Raw genomic sequence first — 23,596 nt, forward strand, 5'->3', positions numbered from 1 at the left:
CACGATGAAAGTAAGAAATTTTTTAATAGCTATTGTTTCTATCGCTGGAGGTTTTGCTTCTAATGCGCAATCAAATTTGCTAAACGCTAAAACTCCTGATCAGATTGGACTTAAAACTCCTGCTCAATTAATATCTGACAATGATAAGCCATTGGCTTATGGTTATGTAGATGATAGGGATATCTTGATGGGAAAAACAACATGGGAAATCATTGATTTAAATGAAAAAATCAACTTTCCAATGTACTTTCCGGTAGATACAGCTAATATTGGTCCTAACAGACGTTCTCTTTATGACGTTTTAACTAAAGCTATTAAAAGTGGAAAAATAACTGAAGTGTATACTGATAGTTATTTCAACACTAAAAAATCTATGAAAGACATCGAAGGATCTTTATCACGTATTGATACAACTGATGCAGGTAGAGAGTTAATTAACCAATACCCTGATGACTACAAATCACGTGTTGTGAAGAAAAAAGTAGTATCTGGTAAAGGTAAAAACAAATCGGTTTCTTATGTAGAAGAAACAGTTGGGCCTACAAGAACAGTTCCTGCTGAATACATCTTGAAACAAGATCTTACTGCCGCTGATGTTAGTCAGTATAAAATTAAAGGATACTGGTATTTTGATAAACGTCAAAGTGAATTGAAATATCGTTTACTAGGAATTTGCCCGGTAACTCCAGACGTTTATACAATGAATAGTGATGAAAAGGATTATATTGAATTGTTTTGGGTTTTCTTCCCAAATGCCAGAGAAGCGCTGCATGAAGCAAAAGCTTTCAATGACAACAATTCAGCTCTTCCAATCTCATTTGATCAGATTTTAAATTCAAGACGCTTTAATGCTGTTGTGTACAAAGAGGAAAACCTTTACGGAGACAGAGCAATTAGTGATTACATGAAAGACAACGCGCAAAATCAGTTGTTAGAATCTGAAAGAGTGAAAGAGAAAATTCGTAATTTCGAACAAGATATGTGGAACTACTAAGTTGATATATAGTATTATAATTAAAAAACTCTTACTACCTTTGTAGTAAGAGTTTTTTTTATGTCAAAAAGTTGACAACATTATGATGTAGATTAATAATGATTTCTTTTTGATTATGTAAGAAAAATAACAATATTTGTAATAAAATTTCGTTTAATGTTCTGTAAAAATTATCATGATGAAAGTAAGAAATTTATTAGTTGCTATTGTTGCTGTTTTCGGAAGTTTGCCTTCTTATGCTCAATCTAATTTGCTTAATGCCAAAACCGCCGATCAGATCGGAATTAAGACGCCAGCTCAAATGATATCTGATAACGATAAACCTCTAGCTTATGGTTATGTTGATGATAGGGATGTTTTGATGGGAAAAATGGTTTGGGAAATAATTGATTTAAATGAAAAAATAAATTTCCCATTATATTTTCCAGTTGATACAGCTAATATAGGTCCAGATAGGAGATCCCTTTATGATGTTTTAACTAAAGGAATCAGAAGCGGTAGAATAACAGAGGTTTATACAGATAGTTATTTTAATACAAAGAAGACTTTAAAAGATATTCAAGGGGCTTTATCTCGTGTTGATACCACAGATGCTGGGCGTGAGCTTATCAATCAATACCCTGATGATTATAGAACACGTGTTGTTAAGAAAAAAGTGGTTACAGGTACAGGTAAGAATAAGAAAGTTACTTATGTTGACCAAACAGTTGGGCCTACAAGAACAGTTCCTGCTGAATATATTTTGAAACAAGATCTTACGGCAGCCGATGTGAGTCAGTATAAGATTAAGGGATTTTGGTATTTTGATAAAAGACAAAGCGATTTAAAATATCGTCTTCTTGGAATTTGCCCAGTAACTCCTGATGTTTATACGATGAATAGTGATGAAAAGGATTATATAGAGTTGTTTTGGGTTTTCTTCCCTAATGCACGTGAAGTCCTGCATGAAGGAAAAGCTTTTAATGATAAAAATTCAGCCCTGCCTATTTCATTTGATCAGATTTTAAATTCAAGACGATTTAATTCTGTAATATATAAAGAAGAGAACGTTTATGGCGATCGTGAAATAAAAGATTATATTAAAGACAACGCCCAAGCTCAATTGTTAGAATCGGAAAGGGTAAAAGAGAAGATACGTAATTTTGAAGAAGATATGTGGAATTACTAAGTTTATAAACTCATTATAAGAAAAACTCTTGCTACCTTTGTAGTAAGAGTTTTTTTATTTTATCTATACTTCACAATGCTTGATTATTTAATTGTCGGATCTGGATTGGCTGGAATTTCTTTTGCCGAAGTCGCCCTTAAGAATAACAAATCAATTTTACTTTTAGATGACAAATCTCAGAATTCTTCGAGAGTTGCCGGCGGTTTGTACAATCCTGTAATTTTAAAACGTTTCAGTGAGGTGTGGAATGCAAAAGAGCAGCTCGTATTGATGAACGAGTTTTATGATAAAGTTGAAGAAAAACTAAAAGAGAAATTCAACTTTAAAATGCCTGTTTTAAGAAAGTTCTTTTCTATTGAAGAACAGAATAACTGGTTTGCAGCTTCAGATAAAATTAATTTAGCTCCTTTTTTGTCGACTAAATTAATTTCAAAAAAATATAACAGCATTGATTCTCCATACGATTATGGAGAAGTTTTGCATACAGGTTATGTTGATACAGCTTTGTTGTTGGATAATTACCAAAAATATTTACTTCAGAATGATTTATTAAGAGAAGAATCTTTTGATTTTAGTGCTATAGAATTTCTAGACTCAGGAATTCAATATAATAACATTCAGGCTCGCCATATTATTTTTGCTGAAGGTTTCGGAATGCATAAAAATCCATTTTTTAATTATCTTCCGCTAGATGGAACAAAAGGAGAATTGTTTATTATAAAAGCGCCAGATTTAAATCTTGATATAATTGTAAATACGAGTGTTTTTATTTTGCCTCTTGGAGATAATTTGTTCAAAGTTGGAGCAACTTACAATTGGCATGATAAAACTTCCGATCCAACAGAAGAAGGCAAACAAGAGCTTTTGGAGCGCATAAGAGAAATCATTACTTGCGACTTCGAAATAATAAAACACTTTGCGGGAGTCCGTCCAACAGTTGCAGACCGAAGACCTTTGCTTGGCACGCATGAAGAGCATAAGTCTCTCCATATTCTTAACGGATTAGGAACACGTGGTGTAATGCTTGGTCCTGCAATGGCAAAAGCGTTATACGATCATATCGAAAATAATGTCCCGTTAGATAAAGAAGCTGACATTAAACGATTCCATAAAAGATATTTGAAAGGCCTTACTTTTGGCCAGCCTTAGGGTCGTAAGAAACAAACATATTGATATACAAGTTTCTTGAAAGACGTAAAACGAATGGGAATAAAATAACCAACGTTATAATAATTGCCAAAAATGACTGTTCGATTGTGGTGTTAAAAAACACAAATGAAACAATAAAGGCCGCAACACCTATAGCTACGTTAAGAGCATAACTCACATACATGGCGCCATAAAAAAACGAAGGCTCAATCTGGTATTTGAACCCGCAGTGGCTGCAATGATCGTTCATTTTGAGAACCTTACCCAAATGAAGTGGGTTTTTGTCTTCATACATGCTTTCTTTTTGGCATTTTGGACAACTTCCCGTTATTATGCTGTTTAGTTTGGAACCTCTTTTGAACATTTTAAGTAAATTTTATAGTCTTTAATTCACTTCGTTTGTATTTGGATACTGTGTGAATGGAAGTAATTATTTCAAGCAAATATACGGTATTTTCAGGCTTTAAGCTATTTAATTAGGATAAAAACTTACAGCTTATTTTGATTTTTGATTCGAGTATAATGTTTACCGCTACACTGTTTCTTTTTTTTTTTAAAGGCATTTAAAAGTATATTTTCAATACAATAATTTTCGACCTAATTAAAAAGAAAAGTTCAGAATTAAGTGAGGTTTTTAGTTTTTGAATTTTATAAAAGCTATTGTTTTTCAGTATAAAAACTTCAATTAAAAGTTATACTTTTGCACTTTCAAAATTGTAGCAGGATAATTAGCTTGTTTGCAATTTATTTATTTAATGAATAATAAAGGCTTTTTAGCCTTTACATTTACAGCAATATATTATGCTTAATATACACAATCTTTCCGTTTCTTTTGGAGGAACCTATTTATTTGAAGAAGTTACTTTTCGTTTGGGTGCCGGCGACCGCGTAGGTCTTGTTGGTAAAAACGGAGCAGGTAAATCTACCATGCTGAAAATGCTAGCAGGCGATTTTAAACCTGACTCAGGAGTAATCTCTCAAGAGAAAGATATCAAAATGGGATTCTTGCGTCAGGATATTGATTTTGAACAGGGAAGAACTGTTTTGGAAGAAGCGTATGAAGCTTTTACAGAAATTAAAGTTGTTGAGAAAAAACTAGAAGAAATCAATCACCAGTTGGTGACTAGAACCGATTATGAAAGCGAAGAGTATGCTAAGATTATAGAAGATCTATCTGACTATACGCATCGTTTTGATCTTCTTGGAGGATATAATTATGTGGGTGATACAGAAAAAATTCTTCTAGGCTTAGGTTTTAAAAGAGAAGTTTTTAATAACCAAACCGAAACTTTTTCTGGCGGATGGAGAATGCGTATTGAGTTGGCAAAACTTTTATTGCAGTCGAATGATGTCTTGCTTCTGGATGAGCCAACGAACCACTTAGATATAGAAAGTATCATTTGGTTAGAGAATTTCCTTCGCAATTATCCTGGAGTTGTGGTAATCGTTTCTCACGATAAAATGTTTTTGGATAATGTAACCAATAGAACTATCGAAATTTCACTAGGAAAAGCATACGATTTCAATAAACCATATTCTCAATATTTAGAGTTGCGTCATGAGATTCGTGAGAAGCAATTGGCGACTCAAAAGAATCAGCAGAAAAAAATTGAAGAAACAGAAAAATTAATCGAAAAATTCCGTGCAAAAGCTTCAAAAGCTTCTATGGCACAATCGCTGATTAAAAAATTAGATAAAGTCGAAAGAATCGAAGTTGACGAAGACGATAATTCTGTTATGAATATTTCGTTTCCAGTTTCTAAAGAGCCAGGGAAAGTAGTTATTGAAGCGGAGCACGTTACAAAAGCTTACGGAGACAAAACAATTCTTAAAGATATTAGTCTGCTGGTTGAAAGAGGAAGTAAAATTGCTTTCGTTGGACAAAACGGACAAGGAAAATCTACTTTCATTAAAGCCTTGGTAAACGAATTTGAATACGAAGGAAATATCAAATTAGGACATAATGTTCAGTTGGGATATTTTGCTCAAAATCAGGCTGAATACCTAGATGGTGAGATTACTTTGCTGCAAACAATGGAAGACGCTGCGACCGACACAAACCGAATGAAAGTCCGTGATATGTTAGGTTCATTTTTATTCCGTGGAGATGATGTTGAGAAGAAAGTGAAAGTGCTTTCTGGAGGAGAACGTAACCGTTTGGCACTTTGTAAATTGTTGTTGCAACCGATCAACGTGCTGCTGATGGATGAGCCTACAAACCACTTAGATATCAAATCTAAAAACGTTTTAAAAGCGGCACTTCAGAAATTCGGCGGAACTTTATTATTAGTTTCGCACGACAGGGATTTCCTTCAAGGAATGTCGAACATCGTTTACGAATTTAAAGATCAAAAGATTAAAGAATATTTAGGAGACATCAACTTTTTCTTAGAACAGCGTAATCTCGAAAACATGCGCGAAGTGGAGAAAAAAGATGTTGTGAAAAATGTTCCAGCTCCAAAAGAAAAAGAAGCTAGCAAATTGTCTTATGAAGATCAGAAGAAAGGAAAATCACTTCAGAACAAATTAAGTAAAATTGAAAGTCAGATTCAGCAGTTGGAAAAACAAATTCAGCACGACGATAAGATGTTAGAAACCAATTATGACAAACACATCGAAGATGCTTCATTTTTTACGGCTTACAATAAAAAGAAACAAGATTTAGAGCAATTGTTAATCGACTGGGAAGTGGTTTCAGAAGAGATTGATAGTTTTAATGCTTAGTTTTTTTGTTTCAAGTTTAAGGTTTCAAGTTGTTATCTTGACGAGTAATTTTTACCGCAAAGCACGCTAAGTTTTTTATAGATTCCACTTTATAATGTACAAAGTTCGCAAAGCTTTATCAATAAATAGCTTTGCGAACTTTGCGTTTTTAAAAACCTCAAAGATCAAAAGAACTTAGCGTGCTTTGCGGTTAAATATTTATTCAGTTCAGCTTAAAACATGAAACCTGAAACCTGAAACCTGAAACCTGAAACAAACTACTTAATAATCCCAATCGATCGAGAATGCTCAATCGCTTTGCTGCTTTCTTTAAAATAGCATACAGAAACATTTAAGCTTTCTAAATTCTTCAGGATTTTTTTTACTTCTTTTTTTTGAGATTTTCCAGTCTGCCTTATATAAACGGCTATAACTGTAACTGGAAATATTTTGCAGATTCTTTCGTAGAGTTTTGGGTCATGCTGAGAGTCATCACCCATTAAAACATATTTAAGCGTTGGGTAGAACTCGACAACATGCTTGATTTTTTCAAATTTATGATCGTGATTTCCTCTTCCGCTCATGAAGAAATCGGTAATGCCTCGCTTAATATCTTTTAGCAAAAAAACGGCTTTTGGCAGTTTATTAATTCTGGTAAATTTGGCAATAAATCTGTATAAATTCCATTCGCTGCTGGAGACGTAGAAAAATGCATTGCCTTCTTCCGGATTGTTTCTTCCTGCTTGGCTCAAAGCCTGATAATGCGCTACAACATCATTGAAGACTTTACGGTCATTAACGTTTTTGAATAATAATATGTAAATTTTTCGAAAGATATTATTCGTATGCGAAATCAGAAAAGTGTCATCTATGTCTGATATGATTCCGAGTTTTCCTTTATGAGGTCGTATAAAACTGCCTTTGCAAGTTTTGGTTTCATTTCGATATTTTAAGCTGACCTCATAAGTCATCCATCCAAAATGAGTTTCTTTTTCCAATGGAATGCAGAACTTGAAGTAGCCATCATCTAATGTCTTGGTGTGAATGACTTCGTTATTGTAGTGAAGGTAAACATCAAAATTTTTAATGGTTTTTATTCTGAACAATTTAAGGATAGAAGTGGCATTTTTTAATTTCCTCTTCTCAAAGTTGTAATTCTGTTCTCTTTTTAAAACGTGCCCCATTACAATTAACTCTTGTTCATTTGCATAACCTCGATATAATTGTAGAATTGGTTTCATTAATTATGTATATTTATGTAACTGTAATTTACTTAATTTAATTGGTTTTAAAAATAAAATTTTGAAAAAGAATATTCTGTTTGTTGTAAATCCGATTTCTGGAGACTTAGATAAATCTGATTTGATTGATGCTGTAGAAGAGTTTGCGGCAACGAATCATTTTAATTTAAAGGTGTATGAAACGACTGGAAAAAATGATTTAAAAGCAATACAATCTTTATATGATGAATTTCAACCAGAACGAATTATTGTTGCTGGAGGAGATGGTACCATAAAAATGGTGGCCGAAGCAATGGAAGAGCAAGATGTTATCATCGGAATTTTGCCAGCAGGTTCTGCAAACGGACTTTCTGTAGACTTGAATCTTCCGGATGGAATAGAGGAGAACCTTAAAATAGCGTTTTTACACCATTATATCGAAATGGATATGATTTGCATCAACGGCAAAAAAAGCATTCATCTGAGTGATCTCGGTTTAAATGCCAATCTGGTGAAAAACTATGAACAAAGCGATGTTCGTGGATTTTGGGGATATGCACTTCAAGCTTTCACAACCCTAAAAGAGTCAGAAGAGCCATTTGTGGCAACAATTTCAGCAAATAACAAAACGGTGAAGCATGTTGCAAGAATGATTGTAATTGCCAATTCTCAGAAATATGGAACAGGCGTAATTATTAATCCAAATGGGGCTATGAATGATGGCAAGTTTGAGCTTGTCATTCTAAAAAGTCTCGATTTGCTTTTAATTGGAAAAATAATTACAGGAAATATGCCAATAGACTCTGATGATATTGTGATTATTTCGACGGATAAAGCCGAAATAAAAACCGATTATCCCGTTAATTTTCAGATTGATGGAGAATATTGCGGAGCACAAACCTCATTGCAAATTGATATTCTGCATAAGCAGATGAAAATTGCGGTTCCGTAGGTTTTATTTAAACGGATTACGTTCCTGCCATTCTGTTTTGGGTTCCAGATAACTGAAAAACCTTGAAATGTTATGATTGATTAAGGCGTTGCTATGCGTAATTAAGCCATACATTTTTACAGGTTTTGCTCCAACAGAACTTTTGATTTCAAGTGCAGTTCTGGCGAAAACAATTTTACGAAAACCTTTTTTGATAGAATACCCAATCATATCGTAAAGCATGTTTAAGTACAGCATTTTTTCGCGTTGCAAACTTTCGTCATAACCGAGAAAATATGTATCCATGATGTCACCGTTTTTGATTAAAGTATTAAAGCCAATCAATTTTTCATCCAAGAAATATCCATATAGAAGGAAGTTTTCTCCCATGATTTCTTTAAAAAAGCTAAAATGATTGCGAGCTAGAAAAAAAGTGTTGAAAGGAGCATTTTTGGCAACATGAAAATACAAATCGTAAATAACATCTTCATATTGTTTAATATCAGAAAGTGACATTTGCTGTTTTACAATTCCTTCCGATTTTTTTCGTGCGCGTTTGTATTGATCGCGATATTTTTTGGATAAAGCGTCAATATAATCTTGTTCAGTCTTCCAGTTTTCATTGATTTCAAAAATCATATTCGGTTGCGTGGAAAACGTATAATTGTTTTTGAATTCAGTCTGAAGCGGTTCAATTTCTTTTGCCGTAAAATCTTTTATGCTGGTGATGTGTACTTTTTTTCCGCTTTCTTTTAAATCTTTTTTAAGCTGATTAATCGCTTTATGAAGTGTTTTAATGGCTTTTGATTCTTTGACGCTTTTGTCAAAAACAAAGGCATTTTGTCCCGTAAGCATATTATTGCCAACGAATAAAACGTGAGAAGCAAAATTTTTTAAGGCAAAATTGCGTACCGAAGTCTTTAAGCATTTATCGCGTTCTCCAAAAGATTCAAGTTTTTCTGCAAATAAGAACTGTGTTAATGCAATTCCGATTAGTTTTTTCTCTTCAAAAAGACCAATAAAATGACAAGTCATATTTACTGGACAAGAATTTTCCAGCACTTCGAGATATTCTCGTGTCAAAAAAATATTATTTGCTGCGAGCGAGTTCCATTCTAAAGGCAGTAACGATGCGCTTTTGTAAATCTGGAAAGAATATGTTGTATTCAAAAGAGTGAGCTAATTTCTTCAAAATTAGATAATATTTGTAATAACTAAACTGCTTTAAGTTATTATTAAGAAAACCCGTTTGAGAATTTTTCAAACGGGTTTTTTATAATTGATGTTAGGCAAATCCGCAGATGATTCCGCCCATAAGGGTTAAGGTAAGAATCCAATATCCGCTGTGGATAAAAATATATTTCCAAGATTTTCTTTCAAACAAGCCATTGATTCCGATTAACGGAAACGCAAAAAATAATCCTGACATAAAACCGTGAAGCGCACCATGTTTAAAAGTTCTGTATGCCATTCCATAATCTGCCATAAATGCGGCAAATGAAGGTTTTGCGCTATCAATCAACGGTGGTCCACCAACCATTCCGACTGCGCCAGACTGATGGATGGTCAGCGACATTAAAGTCATGGTAATCATTAATGAGAAAATATACGTAAGTCCGAAGATTTTAAGCATATTTCCTTTTCTTAGCTCTTCTTGAGTAAAATTATTTTCCTTCATCCAGATAGTTCCGAATACTTTTGGGCTGTACCAGATAAAACCGGTTACGAGTGTGACGATGGCTGCTATAAACAAAGCAACGAAGTTAATTTGCATGATATGAGGTTTTTAGAATTAGTTAGTCAAATGTAATCAAAAAAAATGCAGGTTTTAGAAAATAATTAAAAGTAATATAAGTCTTACGAATAAAATTTTTTTCAACAGTTTGTCGATATTTAGTGTATTATAGCTTTGAATTGCATAATTTTACGGTAATAACAAATCCCCAAATCTGTTATGAAAATTTTAGTAACCCTTTCTTTATTATTTGCTTTTTCGCTAAACGTTTTGGCAGATACCGTTTCGGATAAAGAAAAGGAGGCGCTTATAAAATTGTATCATGCAACAAATGGTTTGCAATGGAAAAACAAATGGGACTTAAGTCTGTCTGTTTGTACCTGGTACGGTGTTAAAGCAGAAAACGGAAAAGTTGTGGCGCTGAATCTGGCAGATAATAATCTGCAGGGAGAATTGCCTGAAGCTATTTACGATCTTACAAATTTAGAATCGCTGAATCTGGAAAAGAATAAAATTGAAGGAAGTTTGTCTTCGTCAATTTTTAATTTGAAGGAATTAGAATTGCTCAATATTGGTGAGAATAGATTATCTGGCGTAATTCCGTCTTCCATTTGCCAATTGGTAAAATTGAAAGATTTAGAGCTTTATATGAATAATATTTCAGGAGAGCTTCCGTCAGAAATTGGAAAGTTAAATCAGTTGGAAATTTTAGCTGTTTTTAATAACGAAATTAATGGAAAACTGCCTGTTTCGATTTATAAAATTTCAGGACTAAAAGTATTGCTGCTGAATAATAATAAATTGTCAGGAAATTTGACAAATGAAATTATTAATTGGAATGTATTGCAAAATTTTAGTTTATTTGACAATGATTTTACAGGCACAATTCCGCAAGAAATTGAAAAGCTTAGCAAGTTGCAAGAATTGAATCTTTCGTACAATAAATTTACAGGCGAAGTTTCAAAGAAGACAGCATTATTAGATGCTTTAAATATGACCATGATGGACGAAAATGGAAATCCGTTTTTATTAGAAATAAACCAAGAAAATAAATTACAATAGTTTACCCAAAAATTAATCGATGCTTATGAATGAATTTTACACTCGTTAAACAAGTTGATTAAATATATTTAGTTAATTGCCAAAACCGTAACTTGTTACGGTTTTATGGTTTCTAGAGGTTTCATTATCGAAAAATATAACATTTAATTTAGAATTGAATTTTTTAAGTTTGTCTAAAATTTTATAATTTTAATAAAAGTATCTAGAGAACCAAAAACCGATTAATCAGCGGTATTACTAATCACTTAATAAGAAGAAATCATGACATTGCAATATCAGGGAGAACAATACGGAAAACCAACAACTTTTACACTTAGAATTATTGGTAACAACTTATCAAAAAGTAGTTCAAACTACCAGATTGATCTTTTGGTAGGCGACAAAAAACTGCCAACTTTTACAAGTGAAATTCACCAGAGTCTTTCTAATTGTCTGAAAGAAATTTATTTGTTTAGAAAACATAACGGAATCACGTTCAATGAATCATCAGAGAAAATAGTTTCGCTTTATGTTCCTTATGATAAAGTTTTGTATAACTACAATAAATATGCTTTGTTTAGAGCATAAATTTTTCTCAAAAGAGCATAAAAAGACCATTTGAAAAAATGGTCTTTTTTTTTTGAAAAGCGAGAAGCTATTATCTAATTATCTTGATAAAAGCACTGTATGGGTTGTCTGTAAGAGAAGTGCGCATATAATATACGTTTTCATCTTTTTCTTTTAAATCGAATTGAATTAAGCCAGCATCGCAGTAATAGTAAAGCAAGTTGTCATCGGCAGGAAACTCAATGTTTGAAATAGGCAAAGTGGTTAGTTTTTCTTCAAAAGCTATTTCGCCGTTTGATAAATCTAATTCAAAAAGTTTCTTGTTACGGGTATACCCCCAAAGATTATCAACCTCTTTAACGATGTATTGGACATTATCTCCTTTAAAATCTGTTTTCCAAAGCTGCGTTCCTGTTTTAGAATCAACAGCATAAATAGATGAAACTTCTGAACCTTGTGCCGCAAAATATAGTTTTTTGTCGTGGCAAACTATACGCTCCTTCACATTGTTTTGGTTTTCGTCTATTTTAAATTGCCATAAAACATCTAAACTGTTTGGTTTTAATGCGTATAACCAATTTTTATCGCCAGCAATAAAAACACTTTCGCCATCTGTAACCGGTTTTCCAGTCATGTTTTCATCAAAGCTTTTTTGGTAAAGCAATTTTCCTGTATTAGCTTCGAAGCAATACACATTGTTTGCGCTTTGAGTATAAATCTTATTATCAAAAAATAATGGCTCAATATCGTTGTTTGGCGTGTCTAATTTGTAGTTCCAAGCCAGGCTTCCGTCCTTTAGATCCAAAGCATACAAATTACTGCTCTGATTTTGGTTTTGAGCTGTAATAAATAGTTTTCCGTTGGCTATAATTGGAGTCTGATCTTTCAAAACAATCTGGTCAGTGATGTTTCCTAATCTAGATTTCCAAAAAATAGTTCCAGTTCCGTTATCTACGGCATAAATTTCACCATTAACAAACGGAATGTATACAACACCGTCCTGAAGCGTTATTTTGTTGGCGCACATTTCTGAAGGAGCATCCGAAGCTTTTACAGTCCAAACAATACTTTCTACCTCTAGATCCCAAGAAAAAAGAGAGCCGTCGTAGTCGTAAATTAAAAGCGAAGTGTCGTCTAGAGAGATTTTTTTAAGCGGTTTTAAAGACTTATTTGTGACAGCTTCTTCTGCGGGTAACTTACTGTTAGTATAATTAGTTTTGCTGTCGGGCGCTTGTCCAAACATATTTGCAGAGGCGAATACAAATAAAAGGACGATTAATTTGTGTTTCATTTAAGATTTGGGGTTGAATTTTTGATTGTCTTCTTTTAAAACATTTAACGGAGTAAATATAAACAAAAAAAGCTCCAGATTTCTCTAGAGCTTTTTGTCTTAGTAAGTAGTCCGTGGGGGAATCGAACCCCCCTTACCAGGATGAAAACCTGGCGTCCTAACCGATAGACGAACGGACCTGCTTTGCTATTGCGGGTGCAAAAGTGCAACTATTTTTGGATTGTGCAAAGCTTTTTTGAAAAAACTTTTTGAATGATTTTATTAAATGACCCTCTTTTGTCGATTTTTAGTAGCGGATAAATGAAGTTAATGTTTGTGTATTGGTTTGATTAGTAATTTGTTGTTTTGGTAATAGGAGGTGAGTTATTGTTTCTTTTTGATGTGAAAATAATTTTAAAAAATATTTAAAAAAATCCAGTTTTAAAGGAATATTCTTAGGTTTTTTAAAGAAGAAATGTAAATGAAAAAGCTCCAGTCATATTTGACTGGACAAATACGTTCCTCATTTTCTCTTTGCATCTTTATAAATTTGTTTGATTCTAAAATAGGATTAAGAGTCAATAATGTAAATGCAAATAATTAAAAGAAGGATTATGAGAAGTATCAATATCATGAAAGATGATTTTGAAAAAAATGAAATGGAGATAATCCTTTTGCTGGAAATAGCTTTGCAGTTGCTTCCTATTGACGAAATGGAATTGCTAGATCAAATTTTTGGTACTATTTCTGAAATAAGAAAAACTTCAAATGAGGAGTGAAATTATAAAAAATAAAGCTTCAGATTTCTCTGAAGCTTTATCATAAATTATCTTTCTATCTTAAAATAAGCCAGTTCTTCTTGGTTTCTCATTAAATTGCTCAAACGTTTAAATCCCACTTTTTGCAGCACATTTTTAGATCCTGTATTGTCAAGATCGGTTATAGCTACAACTTCTTTGGTATCTGTATTTGCAAAACTATACTCCGTAAGAGCCTTGCACACTTCTGTAGCAATGCCTTTTTCCCAATAGTTTCTGCCAAGTACATATCCGATTTCTATTTGGTTGGAGTCGTGAAAAAAAATACGGGCAACACACATTCCTATAAAATCATTATCTACAGCGTTAAATATGGCCCATCTGCTAAGATTTTTCTTTTTGTAATTCTCAAGCAATTCGTTAAACATTTCGACATATCGTTCAGGCGAAGTTTCAGGAAGATATTGGGTAACCTGTTCGTCTTTAAAAAGGTCTAAGAATGTCTGCTTCTCTTGAGGTAAAAATTCGCGAATAATTATTTTTGGACTTTGATAGATGGTGCGCATTGATTTAGGATTTTTCATTGTAAATATATCGAATTTAGAGAAATAAATAAGGTAAACTTACTGCTCGTGAATATGCAATTATAAAAAGTCTTTATTTTGTTTATCTAGTTTATAATGAATAAATTAGGTGTTTGAAATGAATGTTTTAAAAATGACGAAAACAAAAGAAGAGATAGTTTGGATAACTGGCGCTTCATCTGGCATTGGAAAAGCGATGGCAATTGAGTGGGCAAGATTAGGATATAAAGTAGTGCTTTCTTCCAGACGCAAAGAGCTATTGGGTAAACTTGCTGACATAATAAGAGATTCAGGTGGAGAAGCGTTGGTAATTCCGTGTGATATAATGGACGAGACCTCTATCGAAAACGCTGTTCAACAAATTATTAAAGATTGGGGGCGCTTGGATATAGTTATTGCCAATGCTGGTTTTGGCGTTTTTGGCAGTATTGAAAACCTTACAGCCAAAGATTGGAATAGGCAATTGCAAGGCAATGTTACGGGTTTAGCGCTAACGGTAAAATATGCATTGCCGCATTTAAAGAAAAGCAAAGGACGAATTGGTTTGGTTGGAAGCGTAGGAGCTTATCTTCCTAATCCTAATGTAGGTGCATACGGTGCTTCAAAAGCGGCTGTAAACTCTATTGGTCAGACTCTTCAGGTTGAATTAATGGGAAATGAGGTGAGTTGCACTACGATGCATCCTGGATTTGTGGTTTCTGAAATTGCACGAATTGACAATGACGGAATTTGGCATCCTGAAGCGACAGATTCGCGACCGTCACATTTAATGTGGCCTACAGATAAAGCGGCTAAAGTAATGATAAAAGCTATTTTGAAGCGAAAACGAAATTACGTTTTCACAGGTCATGGCAGACTAGCTGTGTGGCTGCAAAGATGGTTTCCTGCAGTGATGCGATCTATAATTTCAAAAGGCGCAAAACCAGATTCGTAATTCTGAAGCTTCTTTTTCAGAATTAAATCTATGTTAAAAGAGAAGTTTTAAATCAATATTAATTTGAAATTTGTGAAATGTCTAACTAACAACGAGATATTATGGAAGTACAGATTATAGAGCTAGAAAAAAATACTGGCACGGAGTTGAAAATAATGATTATGAAACGGTAAGAAATTTGACATTTTTTCCTTGCATAGTTGCTGGAAAAAATGGTATTCAGAGCATCAGCGAGACTGAGTTCAAAAATATGTTCGACTCTGGACAAACCAATAAAATAAAAGTGCTGAACATCTATGATGTAAAAGAAAAGCTAATTGCCGAAAATACCGCCGTACTAGGATATCGTCTCGATTTTGATATAGCAGATGACACTCAAAAAGAACCTATAAAGTGTGTCTGCACTTCTACTTGGGTTAAAGAAAACAACAAATGGGCATGTGCGATGCATACGGAAACGGAATTGGAGAAATAATGGTATCTGAATATATCCTCTATCGATAGATAAAAGTATACTAAAAACAAAAAAGCTTCAGAGAATATGAAGCTTTTTTGTTTTTAGTAGCCCCAACGGGACAATTTTCGAATCATTTTCAAGATGATTTGAAAAAAATAAATTTCAAATAATATTAAATTTTTGGTTCAAATCTCGTGACTGACACATTTAATAACAAAATTCTACCCGGTATTAAATTTGTAGATTTTTCAATTTCTAGTGACCTTGACGGTGCAGAATTCGTACCATTTAATTGAAGATTTGAAAATTTTAAATTATGTTTAATTTTTATATTACTATTAATTAATCATTTTTGTGTAGTCCAGTAAATTTTATCTCATTTCAGTAGGAAAAGAATTTAACGAATTAAAAGTTATTTGGATTGTAAGTTTATTGTTATATATTTGATAAACCACCTTGATCTCTGTCAGACATATCTACCGAATTTTGGGGTGATAAGCCTGATTTTATCAGTAGTATATACTAGTTAGCTATAATATTATGGAAAATCTCGATAAAATAAAAACGATTTTATTATCACCGTTTGAAATAGAACTTTTTGAATCTTCATTAGTTAATTTAGCTGACACTTCAAATAAATTAAGATATCACAATTTCGCATATAGCATTAGAGAATTATCAAGACATTTTTTATATTCTTTAGCACCCGAAAAGAATGTGAAAAATTGTAGTTGGTACAAAACCGAAACTCCTGATGATAGACCGACCAGATTCCAGAGAATAAAATATTCTATTCAAGGAGGAATTAGCGATGAAATTTTAACTAAGTGGGGATTTGAAGTTGAAGAACTTAATGACACAATATCGTCGATTAAAAAAACTATCGATTCACTTAGTAAGTATACGCATATTAATCCAGAAACTTTTAATCTAAATAGCAAAGAAATAGAGACTAAAAGTGAACAGGTTTTGGATACATTCAAGAAATTTGTTGAAACAATAGACAATTACAAAGAAGATATGAAATCGTTTTTAGACGGTACTATTGAAGATCATATGATTACAGCTGTTCTCTCAAATTCATTCGAAAGTATTGATGTTCTTGCTCCACATTATTCTTTGGATTATAGCGAAATTTCAAATTATAGCATTTCTGAGATAAATGATATTGAGATTGTAGTTGATGTTGAAGGTGACGTATATGTAATACTTGAATATGGCTCAAGAAAAGAACGAAGTGAAGGCGATGGATTAGATTTAAATGAAAGTTTTCCTTTCTCTACAAAAGTTAGATATTTTATATCCGAGGAATTTCCGTCAGACGATTACGAAGTTGATGATTTTGGTGTTGATACCTCAGAATGGTATGGTGACGATGAAGATAGGTGTTAAAATACTACAGATAACAGCTACTACAACGGATTTTGGCAATAGGTTTAATGGAAATATGGTTTTATATTTGGAAGATTTGGCAAATCCGAAGAATGGGCTTAATTTAGTCCCAAACCCGATGTAGTTCCAGAACGTTATCAGAAATTTCAATGAACCACAAACAACATTTAGCTTTAATTCAAAAGTATTTCCCAGAAACTGATTTAATTTCAGTAGAGGAATTTTCACTATTTGATAATGAAGATTTCGCTTTGAAAGCTTTTGAGTATATCAGCAGAGCAATAGATAATATAAATTCAAAGTTTGAATTTCAAACTCATTTTAGTTTTCGATTTAACATAAATTTTAACGCCAAAGCTTGGAAATTTAAGGATGTCAACATAATAATGCTAAATCACTCAATCATTAATGATTTAGAACCAATAATTAAAGAATCTATATCAATTTTTTTAAAAGAAAACTTCACAAAAGCTTCAGGCTTTCCAATTGAAGAAGATGTGCTTCTTGAATTATTTATCTATTTGACAATTAGTTATCTTTTTTTCCATGAATTAGGGCATATAATACAATTTAATTCGATCCCTAAAGAAGAAAGTAGTTCCGAATTTAACGAATCAAGTCAGTATGAATCACCTTATTTAGAAAAAAATCATGTGTACGAAATTGATGCAGATTTATTTGGTGTATCTGTAGGAAGCATCTTAATTCTTCAATATCTGGAAGAAAATAGGATTAAACTAAATTTATCAATTCTGTTTAATTTGGTAACGCTTTATGCTTTGATAATTTCAAATATATTTATTGAGTTTGCAAATAAGTTTGAGAGAATATATTTCAAAGAAAGTGCCTATCCTCACCCAATTATAAGAACCCGTTTCTGCATTGAGCAGATTTTGAATCTTGTACAGGAAAATATAACAATTCACGAAGAATATTTTAATATGATTGAGAATCGCTATCTATTACTGTTAAACGAGATGCGTAAACATAAAGATACTGAGTTTGATTATTTATCATTATTAAAGGAGAACGAAGAAAACATAATTAAATATATGGATGAAATTGAAAAAACAAATGATAATTATCCAGAGTTGACTCGACATAAAGCTCAGGAAATTTACGATTTAATTGGCATTTAATTAAAAAACTCCAGACAACAGCTACTACACCGCGTTTGGGCAATAGGCTTAATGGAAAGTTGGTTTTGGATTTGAATGATTTGGCAAATCCAAAGAATAGACTTAATATAATCCAAAACTGCATTAGTGCCAGAACGTTATTTCAAAACTAAAGCAGGACAAAAATTTCTGAACCACCTGAGAATTTATATTCTCAGGCTTACTTATTCTCAAGTTACCTTAATCGAATTTAAAGCACTTCATCTATATTAGTTTTAATATATCACGTATGATGCGAATGCAAAAATCGAATAATAATCTGCAATGATGGGTTAGGTATTTGAATGCTTCCTGCTCAGTATAGTAACTATTGAATATCTAATAGCTTATTTTTAAAACCACAAAAAAACTTTTTAAATAGCGGAAGGTATTCAAATAGCTAACCATTTTATGGAAGATTATTACATTTACATCTCAAAATATATATTCGAAAAGTTTTATTGAGAGGGTATGATCAAAATTGACAAACCTTGAGCTAAAAGAGCTGCTGCAGTAATTACATCAGATTTGGGATAAATTGGTTTTATGTAAAGATGATTTTGTATTCGAGATGATTTTGCAAATTCGAAAAATGGTCCTAATTTAGTCCTATCCGATTTATTCCCAGAACATTAAGCATATTTAAAATGAATATACCAAATTTACCAGACAACCTTCACAAATTTCTTCTTTTAGGAGGTGTATTATTATTGATTTATGCTCAACTTGAAGGCAATAAATTAACAGATAACATTAATAAAAATGTTGATGCTTTTAACTTAACTAAGGATAGTTTAAATATACGAATAAAAAGGAACGAATATCAATTTGAAAAAATCAAAAAAAAGGCGGATAAATTATCTTCAAAATATGGAATTGAAAATCCAATTGAAATAAAGGATTCTTTAGCGATATTTACTCAAACCTTAAAAGGTTCAATGCAAGAATTAGCTGTAGGTGATTCAATTTCTAAGCTCTGGGAGAAATATAATGACGCAAAATTTGAAATTGAAATTGCAGAGGACCAATTGTTAATTTTAAATAAACAAATGTCTAACTTTCAAGATGAATATGACCAAAAAGAGTTTATTAACAATATCTTTTTATTTATGGGAATGTTTCTTCTTTTTAGTGGTCTTTGGAAATGGCAAAAGCAGCAAAACATCAATGATGAACTTCTTTTAAGAGAAATTTTAGATAAAGGAAAAATATATCCTCATTGTCAAAGTTGCGGAAAAAACTTCTCGTCAATTCGTCAAAATGGAAAAAATAAAGACAAGTCTATCAATAATGCCTTTTGCGAATCCTGCTATGATAACGGTAAGTTTGTTAAAAAAATGACACGCGAAGAATTTGAAGCGTATAAACAATCGGAAATCAAGAAACAAAAAGGTTGGATAAATAAAAAAAATCTAAAAAATCGACTTAATAAACTTGAACGCTGGAAAGAAAGCGAGTATTGAATATACAAAAAAGACGTTTACTAAGATTTGGGAATTTACCGTAAATAATGTTTGCATTTCGCAGAAATTTTATGGTGAATTAACCAATTTTTAGGATCATTTAAACAGCAACTAATAACAGCAATATTCAATACCTTATCAAGAAAACAAAAAACACGTAGTTTAAAATAAACGTCATAATTAACAAAGTATAGAGAGCTAAGAATGATAGACATTACACATAATATTGGAAATTATATCATCGATAAAAATCGAAATTTGTGGGAAAATTTAAATAACAAGTACGTTATTAAGCTTTTCTATGATCAAAAGGAAAATTCTTGGTTAGTAAGAAATAAAGAAGCATATATTGAAATAATTTGCCCTAATCTTGAAATAAACTATTCATCTTTTACCCATGAGCTTTTACATATCTTTATTGAAGATTTAGGAATGACAACTTATCAGTCTTTTTATAATACTTATAAAGATGATTCTCTTTTTGGAAGTTTTTTATTTATTAATTTATTTGGTTGGATCCATAATTTGGCTTGTCACAAAAAAATGTTTCCTTATTATAAAAATTTAGGATTTTCAGAATATGACTTTGTACAGCAAAGAATTGACTACAGTTTGAAAAGGCATTATAAAATTTACATTTTAATGAAAATACGAAGATTAAATATGTTCGGCATTGATCAATTTTTAGGTAATTTTTTTGCATTAAAAAATAATGTTGTTCCTGAAGATAAGCCGAAGTGTCTCATATTTTTGAAAAAGTTAAGAAAAATTAATCATGAGCTATACGACCTTGCTGATAAATTTGATTCCAATTGGGAAGAAAGTGAGAATCTGGACTTAATTGAATCTTTTGAAGAATTTAAAATTGATTTAAAAAGATGGCTTATTAAAAATTACAGTAAAGTATAACAATACAATAAAAGCACTGACCTTTATCAGTATACAAATTACTAGCAAGCTTATATTTAAAATTTATAATACAAATAAAATGAGTGTTTTAAGTAAAATTATTTCAGTTTTTAAAAAGAAAAAAAAAGAAGAGGTAAAACAAAAAGAAAAGTTGCCTACAAATAATGCTAATTATGAAAAAATTGCAAAGCATGAAGCAGCACATGGTATAGTTTGGTATTTATTCAGACAAAATTGGATTGTTAATCAACTTACAATTGAAAAGGAAAATTTACCATATGAAAATATGAATGGTGCTTTACACATAACCGCAAATTTTGACCCAAAAGCAGAAACGAGTATTGAGAGAACAAATGAAATTTTTGCAATTGCATTATCTGGAATGATTGGACAAAACCTAGATTTGGTCTACCAAGAGCCCCTTTTAATCGGAAAATCTTCAAACTTTGAGAACATCTTTGATATGTTTGATATATCTGGATGTGGCGGAGATTTTGATATTGTTAAAAAATATTTACCATTCTTAAGTGAAGCATATAATACTAATGAGTATAAATTTATTAAGTTTAAAATATTTGATTTAATTAATTTATTCCAAGAACACAGTATCGTTCGGTTATTGCATCATGATCTTTCAGAATTATTATTAGAAAAACGAACTCTCTTTAGTGAAGATTTAATTGATTTTTTTGATAAATATAAATTTTCAGAATATATTTCTCGAGAAGATCTAGATACAAATTTTTACTATCAATATTGAAAAAATACATCTGGTAAAATTTGTTTAGCGAGATTGAGAATTTTCAGTAAAACCACTTTAAGGTTTCGTAAGAAATTTTATCTTTAACAGAAAATAGTATGTTACATACTTTACAATCTCGCCAATGGTAGGAACGTCAGTTGGTAGCATTTAAAAATTAACCTTAATAAATAAATATGTATACAGAGAAGCAACTTAATGGATTTTTTGATGCCGTTGAATCTTTAAAAAAATATAGAAGAGCCGATTTAGAAGATGAGAGGGGACGCAATATCTTAAAAGAATTGTATACTGATTTATTGCCAAATGATTACATTTTAAAAAAATCATTGAAAGAAAATACTACTTTTTTAATTGGCAGAAAAGGAACAGGGAAGTCAACTATCTTTTTAAGATTAGAACAAGAACTTCGTGATAAGAAAGGATATTTACCTTGTTATTTAGATGTAAAAACTATCTATGAATCTTCTCAAACTAAATTAGCAGCTATTGATGGAATAGATAACTATTTATCTTCTGATTTAATTGAAAAATATTTAATCGAAAGAGCCTTTTTGCAAAGTACTTTAAGTCAAATTTTAAAGGAAGTATCAAATAAATTTGATTCTCTATATCAAGTTTTTCTTGAAACTTTAGGATTAAGTAAAGTTGAAGAAGTAAAAGAGAAATTGTTAGAAATTATTAATAATATAGAAGACAATAGATATTTACAGAAAATTGAAGTGCCAATTTTGAAGAAAATTGAAACGATTAACAAAAAATCAGAAGAGTGTGGCTCTGAAGATACTAAATCAATGAAAGGTTTCGGCATTGATGGTGGCATTGATAAAGAGGGTATTAAAATAGGCTTAAAAGCAGATACTGGTATAGATTCTAAAATAACATCTAAAAATATAAATGAAAGTGATGTAAGTTTCTCAAGTGTTTTTCTACAGGTGTTTCAAATTAAAGATGTTATATCTGTTATTAAGGATACTTTATCCATGTTAAAAATTAAACACATATACATTCTTTTAGATGATTTTTCAGAAATAGAAGACGACTCTATTAGGGCTTTCGTTGATGTAATTTTAGCACCACTAAACAATTGGTCAGAAGAGTTTATAAAATTCAAGATAGCAGCGTATCCAAATAGAATTTATTATGGTAAAATTGATCCAGGAAAAGTAGATTTAATTAATTTGGATTTTTATAATTTATATTCCGAATTTGATAGGGATAAAATGGAATCAAATGCTGTTGATTTTACTAAAAGAATATTATCTAAAAGATTTGACAAATTTTTGCAGACACCTATAGAAACTTTTTTCGATACTTCTAAAAATTCAATGGAAGATTATTATTTACTATTGTTCCAAACATCAATGAATGTACCTCGAATCTTGGGTTATATTTTATCATATTGCTATCAAAGTAGAATTAATTTTAACCATAAAATTAATAAAAGTGACATTGAGTCTGCAAGTGAAAAGTATTTCACTGAAAAGATTTTGCCGTTTTTTGAAACATCTACACATTCTCTCATTTCATTCCAAGAAAAAGTTTCAATATTACAACTAAAAAATCTTTTGAAGAAATTTGTAGAAAAGTCAAATGAAATAAGAAAGCGAATTGTAACAGAAGACCTAAAAGGATTGATTTATATTAAAACCGAACCTTATTCGAGTCATTTCCATTTCGACCCAAGATTTGAAGATTTTTTAAAAACATTGGAATTAAACTTTTTTATAAGCAAGTATAACGATATGAGTGATAAAGATGGATCTCCTGTTTCTATATATTGTTTAAATTATGGTTTATGCAAAAAAGAAAATTTATTTTGGGGTAAGCCAAATGGGACAAAATACAGAAAGTATTTTATTGAAAGACCATTTAATTATAATAAAGTAATTTCCGAATTTTTGTCAAATTCAAAAAGAATTGTTTGTAGTAATCCTTCTTGTGGTAAACAATTTGATATAGAACAATTAGAATTTATTAAGTTTAATAATAACAAATGTAATGAATGTCATCAAGAAGTTGTTATTGAAACTCTAGATAAAAATGTTCGTGAAATAATTGAAAAAATTGATAAATCAAAAATGCTTCCATTACCTGAAGTTAAAATTCTCCAAGAACTTAAAAATAATGTAACTGATGCATTCGCAAGAGAAATAGCAGAAGAGGTCGATTTATCTAAATATTTAGTAGCTGCAAGAGCTAAAAAACTTGAAGAAAAACATGAACTTGTAAAAAGGAATAAAATAGCAGGTCAGCCTTATAAGTATCAATTAACAGATAAAGGTGAAAACTATTTCACAGGAGAATAATTCTAACTTCTAACAGACTTTTGGGGAGATTGCGAGTTTGCATTATATCAAGCTTGTTTTTGAAAAGTAATTTTATCTTTAACAGGAAAAAAAAT

General features: G+C 31.4%; 22 protein-coding genes and 1 tRNA gene. 16 read left to right on the forward strand and 7 right to left on the reverse strand.

The features are described from left to right. Positions 1–4: 4 nt before the first annotated feature. The 3 genes from gldN (GR162_RS04150) (at position 5) to GR162_RS04160 (ending at position 3,311) form a co-directional block, all read left to right on the forward strand. Entirely contained in the window at positions 5–994 is a 990-nt protein-coding gene (gene gldN, locus GR162_RS04150; RefSeq protein ID WP_160781090.1) for a gliding motility protein GldN, read from the forward strand. A gap of 178 nt (positions 995–1,172) precedes the next feature. Further along, positions 1,173–2,162, forward strand: a complete 990-nt coding sequence (gldN, locus tag GR162_RS04155) for a gliding motility protein GldN (protein WP_160781224.1) — start codon at positions 1,173–1,175, stop codon at positions 2,160–2,162. A gap of 75 nt (positions 2,163–2,237) precedes the next feature. Then, entirely contained in the window at positions 2,238–3,311 is a 1,074-nt protein-coding gene (locus GR162_RS04160) for an FAD-binding oxidoreductase (RefSeq protein ID WP_160781091.1), read from the forward strand. Here GR162_RS04160 and GR162_RS04165 read toward each other — a convergent pair. Beyond that, on the reverse strand, positions 3,292–3,675 hold the full coding sequence (locus GR162_RS04165) for a DUF983 domain-containing protein (protein WP_160781092.1): 384 nt from the start codon (positions 3,673–3,675) through the stop codon (positions 3,292–3,294). The two genes, GR162_RS04160 and GR162_RS04165, sit on opposite strands and share 20 nt — an antisense overlap. A 437-nt stretch (positions 3,676–4,112) precedes the next feature. On the opposite strand from GR162_RS04165, the gene GR162_RS04170 reads away from it, so the two are divergent. Continuing rightward, positions 4,113–6,035 carry an ABC-F family ATP-binding cassette domain-containing protein gene (locus GR162_RS04170; RefSeq protein WP_160781093.1) on the forward strand — a complete coding sequence of 641 codons (1,923 nt, stop codon included), beginning with the start codon at positions 4,113–4,115 and terminating at the stop codon, positions 6,033–6,035. A 257-nt stretch (positions 6,036–6,292) separates the two neighbouring features. Here the strand turns inward: GR162_RS04170 and GR162_RS04175 are convergent, their stop codons facing one another. Continuing rightward, entirely contained in the window at positions 6,293–7,255 is a 963-nt protein-coding gene (locus GR162_RS04175) for an App1 family protein (RefSeq protein ID WP_160781094.1), read from the reverse strand. Between the two features lie 61 nt (positions 7,256–7,316). On the opposite strand from GR162_RS04175, the gene GR162_RS04180 reads away from it, so the two are divergent. Next, entirely contained in the window at positions 7,317–8,186 is an 870-nt protein-coding gene (locus tag GR162_RS04180; protein ID WP_160781095.1) for a diacylglycerol kinase family protein, read from the forward strand. A gap of 3 nt (positions 8,187–8,189) precedes the next feature. On the opposite strand, the gene GR162_RS04185 is transcribed toward GR162_RS04180, so the two are convergent. Further along, complete coding sequence (locus GR162_RS04185) at positions 8,190–9,335, reverse strand: GNAT family N-acetyltransferase (RefSeq protein WP_160781096.1); 1,146 nt, start codon at positions 9,333–9,335, stop codon at positions 8,190–8,192. A 115-nt stretch (positions 9,336–9,450) separates the two neighbouring features. Next, positions 9,451–9,939: a DUF1761 domain-containing protein gene (locus tag GR162_RS04190; RefSeq protein ID WP_008467071.1), complete on the reverse strand. Its 489-nt coding sequence runs from the start codon at positions 9,937–9,939 to the stop codon at positions 9,451–9,453. Between the two features lie 180 nt (positions 9,940–10,119). Between GR162_RS04190 and GR162_RS04195 the strand changes: the two genes are divergently transcribed. Together GR162_RS04195 and GR162_RS04200 are read left to right on the forward strand one after the other, a co-directional pair. Continuing rightward, the gene (locus tag GR162_RS04195; RefSeq protein ID WP_160781097.1) at positions 10,120–10,962 is read left to right on the forward strand and encodes a Two component regulator three Y domain protein; all 843 of its coding nucleotides are present in this window, start codon (positions 10,120–10,122) and stop codon (positions 10,960–10,962) included. Positions 10,963–11,223: 261 nt separating this feature from the next. Next, positions 11,224–11,529 (forward strand): hypothetical protein, encoded by a 306-nt coding sequence (locus GR162_RS04200; RefSeq protein WP_008467067.1) that lies wholly within the window; start codon positions 11,224–11,226, stop codon positions 11,527–11,529. Between the two features lie 70 nt (positions 11,530–11,599). Here GR162_RS04200 and GR162_RS04205 read toward each other — a convergent pair whose 3' ends face one another. Both GR162_RS04205 and GR162_RS04210 read right to left on the reverse strand, forming a co-directional pair. After that, complete coding sequence (locus tag GR162_RS04205; RefSeq protein WP_160781098.1) at positions 11,600–12,799, reverse strand: PQQ-binding-like beta-propeller repeat protein; 1,200 nt, start codon at positions 12,797–12,799, stop codon at positions 11,600–11,602. Between the two features lie 107 nt (positions 12,800–12,906). Further along, a tRNA-Glu gene (locus tag GR162_RS04210) sits at positions 12,907–12,978 on the reverse strand. A 414-nt stretch (positions 12,979–13,392) separates the two neighbouring features. On the opposite strand from GR162_RS04210, the gene GR162_RS04215 reads away from it, so the two are divergent. Beyond that, complete coding sequence (locus GR162_RS04215) at positions 13,393–13,557, forward strand: hypothetical protein (protein WP_160781099.1); 165 nt, start codon at positions 13,393–13,395, stop codon at positions 13,555–13,557. A gap of 47 nt (positions 13,558–13,604) precedes the next feature. On the opposite strand, the gene GR162_RS04220 is transcribed toward GR162_RS04215, so the two are convergent. Continuing rightward, positions 13,605–14,120 carry a GNAT family N-acetyltransferase gene (locus GR162_RS04220; RefSeq protein ID WP_237421278.1) on the reverse strand — a complete coding sequence of 172 codons (516 nt, stop codon included), beginning with the start codon at positions 14,118–14,120 and terminating at the stop codon, positions 13,605–13,607. Between the two features lie 133 nt (positions 14,121–14,253). Between GR162_RS04220 and GR162_RS04225 the strand changes: the two genes are divergently transcribed. From GR162_RS04225 to GR162_RS04260, 8 genes are all read left to right on the forward strand, one after another. Then, positions 14,254–15,054 (forward strand): SDR family oxidoreductase, encoded by an 801-nt coding sequence (locus tag GR162_RS04225; protein WP_160781100.1) that lies wholly within the window; start codon positions 14,254–14,256, stop codon positions 15,052–15,054. Between the two features lie 178 nt (positions 15,055–15,232). After that, positions 15,233–15,529, forward strand: a complete 297-nt coding sequence (locus GR162_RS04230) for a nuclear transport factor 2 family protein (RefSeq protein ID WP_237421279.1) — start codon at positions 15,233–15,235, stop codon at positions 15,527–15,529. A 522-nt stretch (positions 15,530–16,051) separates the two neighbouring features. Continuing rightward, the gene (locus GR162_RS04235; RefSeq protein ID WP_160781101.1) at positions 16,052–16,903 is read left to right on the forward strand and encodes a hypothetical protein; all 852 of its coding nucleotides are present in this window, start codon (positions 16,052–16,054) and stop codon (positions 16,901–16,903) included. Between the two features lie 149 nt (positions 16,904–17,052). Beyond that, on the forward strand, positions 17,053–18,042 hold the full coding sequence (locus tag GR162_RS04240) for a hypothetical protein (RefSeq protein WP_160781102.1): 990 nt from the start codon (positions 17,053–17,055) through the stop codon (positions 18,040–18,042). A 665-nt stretch (positions 18,043–18,707) separates the two neighbouring features. Beyond that, positions 18,708–19,523: a zinc ribbon domain-containing protein gene (locus GR162_RS04245; RefSeq protein WP_160781103.1), complete on the forward strand. Its 816-nt coding sequence runs from the start codon at positions 18,708–18,710 to the stop codon at positions 19,521–19,523. A gap of 204 nt (positions 19,524–19,727) precedes the next feature. Then, positions 19,728–20,432, forward strand: a complete 705-nt coding sequence (locus GR162_RS04250) for a hypothetical protein (protein WP_160781104.1) — start codon at positions 19,728–19,730, stop codon at positions 20,430–20,432. A 79-nt stretch (positions 20,433–20,511) separates the two neighbouring features. Continuing rightward, positions 20,512–21,192 (forward strand): hypothetical protein, encoded by a 681-nt coding sequence (locus tag GR162_RS04255; RefSeq protein ID WP_160781105.1) that lies wholly within the window; start codon positions 20,512–20,514, stop codon positions 21,190–21,192. Between the two features lie 176 nt (positions 21,193–21,368). After that, positions 21,369–23,501 carry a winged helix-turn-helix domain-containing protein gene (locus tag GR162_RS04260; RefSeq protein ID WP_160781106.1) on the forward strand — a complete coding sequence of 711 codons (2,133 nt, stop codon included), beginning with the start codon at positions 21,369–21,371 and terminating at the stop codon, positions 23,499–23,501. The last annotated feature ends 95 nt before the right edge of the window (positions 23,502–23,596 follow it).

Origin of the sequence: Flavobacterium sp. HBTb2-11-1, from assembly GCF_009826975.1 — a bacterium.
Classification (GTDB): Bacteria; Bacteroidota; Bacteroidia; order Flavobacteriales; family Flavobacteriaceae; genus Flavobacterium.

Bases quoted from the DNA above. Each gene is read 5' to 3' on its own strand.
- GR162_RS04240 (WP_160781102.1), top strand. From the start codon at position 17,053: ATGAACCACAAACAACATTTAGCTTTAATTCAAAAGTATTTCCCAGAA.
- GR162_RS04160 (WP_160781091.1), top strand. From the start codon at position 2,238: ATGCTTGATTATTTAATTGTCGGATCTGGATTGGCTGGAATTTCTTTT.
- GR162_RS04255 (WP_160781105.1), top strand. From the start codon at position 20,512: ATGAGTGTTTTAAGTAAAATTATTTCAGTTTTTAAAAAGAAAAAAAAA.
- GR162_RS04215 (WP_160781099.1), top strand. From the start codon at position 13,393: ATGAGAAGTATCAATATCATGAAAGATGATTTTGAAAAAAATGAAATG.
- GR162_RS04260 (WP_160781106.1), top strand. From the start codon at position 21,369: ATGTATACAGAGAAGCAACTTAATGGATTTTTTGATGCCGTTGAATCT.
- GR162_RS04195 (WP_160781097.1), top strand. From the start codon at position 10,120: ATGAAAATTTTAGTAACCCTTTCTTTATTATTTGCTTTTTCGCTAAAC.
- GR162_RS04190 (WP_008467071.1), bottom strand. From the start codon at position 9,939: ATGCAAATTAACTTCGTTGCTTTGTTTATAGCAGCCATCGTCACACTC.
- GR162_RS04205 (WP_160781098.1), bottom strand. From the start codon at position 12,799: ATGAAACACAAATTAATCGTCCTTTTATTTGTATTCGCCTCTGCAAAT.
- GR162_RS04250 (WP_160781104.1), top strand. From the start codon at position 19,728: ATGATAGACATTACACATAATATTGGAAATTATATCATCGATAAAAAT.
- GR162_RS04175 (WP_160781094.1), bottom strand. From the start codon at position 7,255: ATGAAACCAATTCTACAATTATATCGAGGTTATGCAAATGAACAAGAG.
- GR162_RS04235 (WP_160781101.1), top strand. From the start codon at position 16,052: ATGGAAAATCTCGATAAAATAAAAACGATTTTATTATCACCGTTTGAA.
- GR162_RS04165 (WP_160781092.1), bottom strand. From the start codon at position 3,675: ATGTTCAAAAGAGGTTCCAAACTAAACAGCATAATAACGGGAAGTTGT.
- GR162_RS04245 (WP_160781103.1), top strand. From the start codon at position 18,708: ATGAATATACCAAATTTACCAGACAACCTTCACAAATTTCTTCTTTTA.
- GR162_RS04220 (WP_237421278.1), bottom strand. From the start codon at position 14,120: ATGAAAAATCCTAAATCAATGCGCACCATCTATCAAAGTCCAAAAATA.
- GR162_RS04170 (WP_160781093.1), top strand. From the start codon at position 4,113: ATGCTTAATATACACAATCTTTCCGTTTCTTTTGGAGGAACCTATTTA.
- GR162_RS04200 (WP_008467067.1), top strand. From the start codon at position 11,224: ATGACATTGCAATATCAGGGAGAACAATACGGAAAACCAACAACTTTT.
- gldN (WP_160781090.1), top strand. From the start codon at position 5: ATGAAAGTAAGAAATTTTTTAATAGCTATTGTTTCTATCGCTGGAGGT.
- GR162_RS04225 (WP_160781100.1), top strand. From the start codon at position 14,254: ATGACGAAAACAAAAGAAGAGATAGTTTGGATAACTGGCGCTTCATCT.
- gldN (WP_160781224.1), top strand. From the start codon at position 1,173: ATGAAAGTAAGAAATTTATTAGTTGCTATTGTTGCTGTTTTCGGAAGT.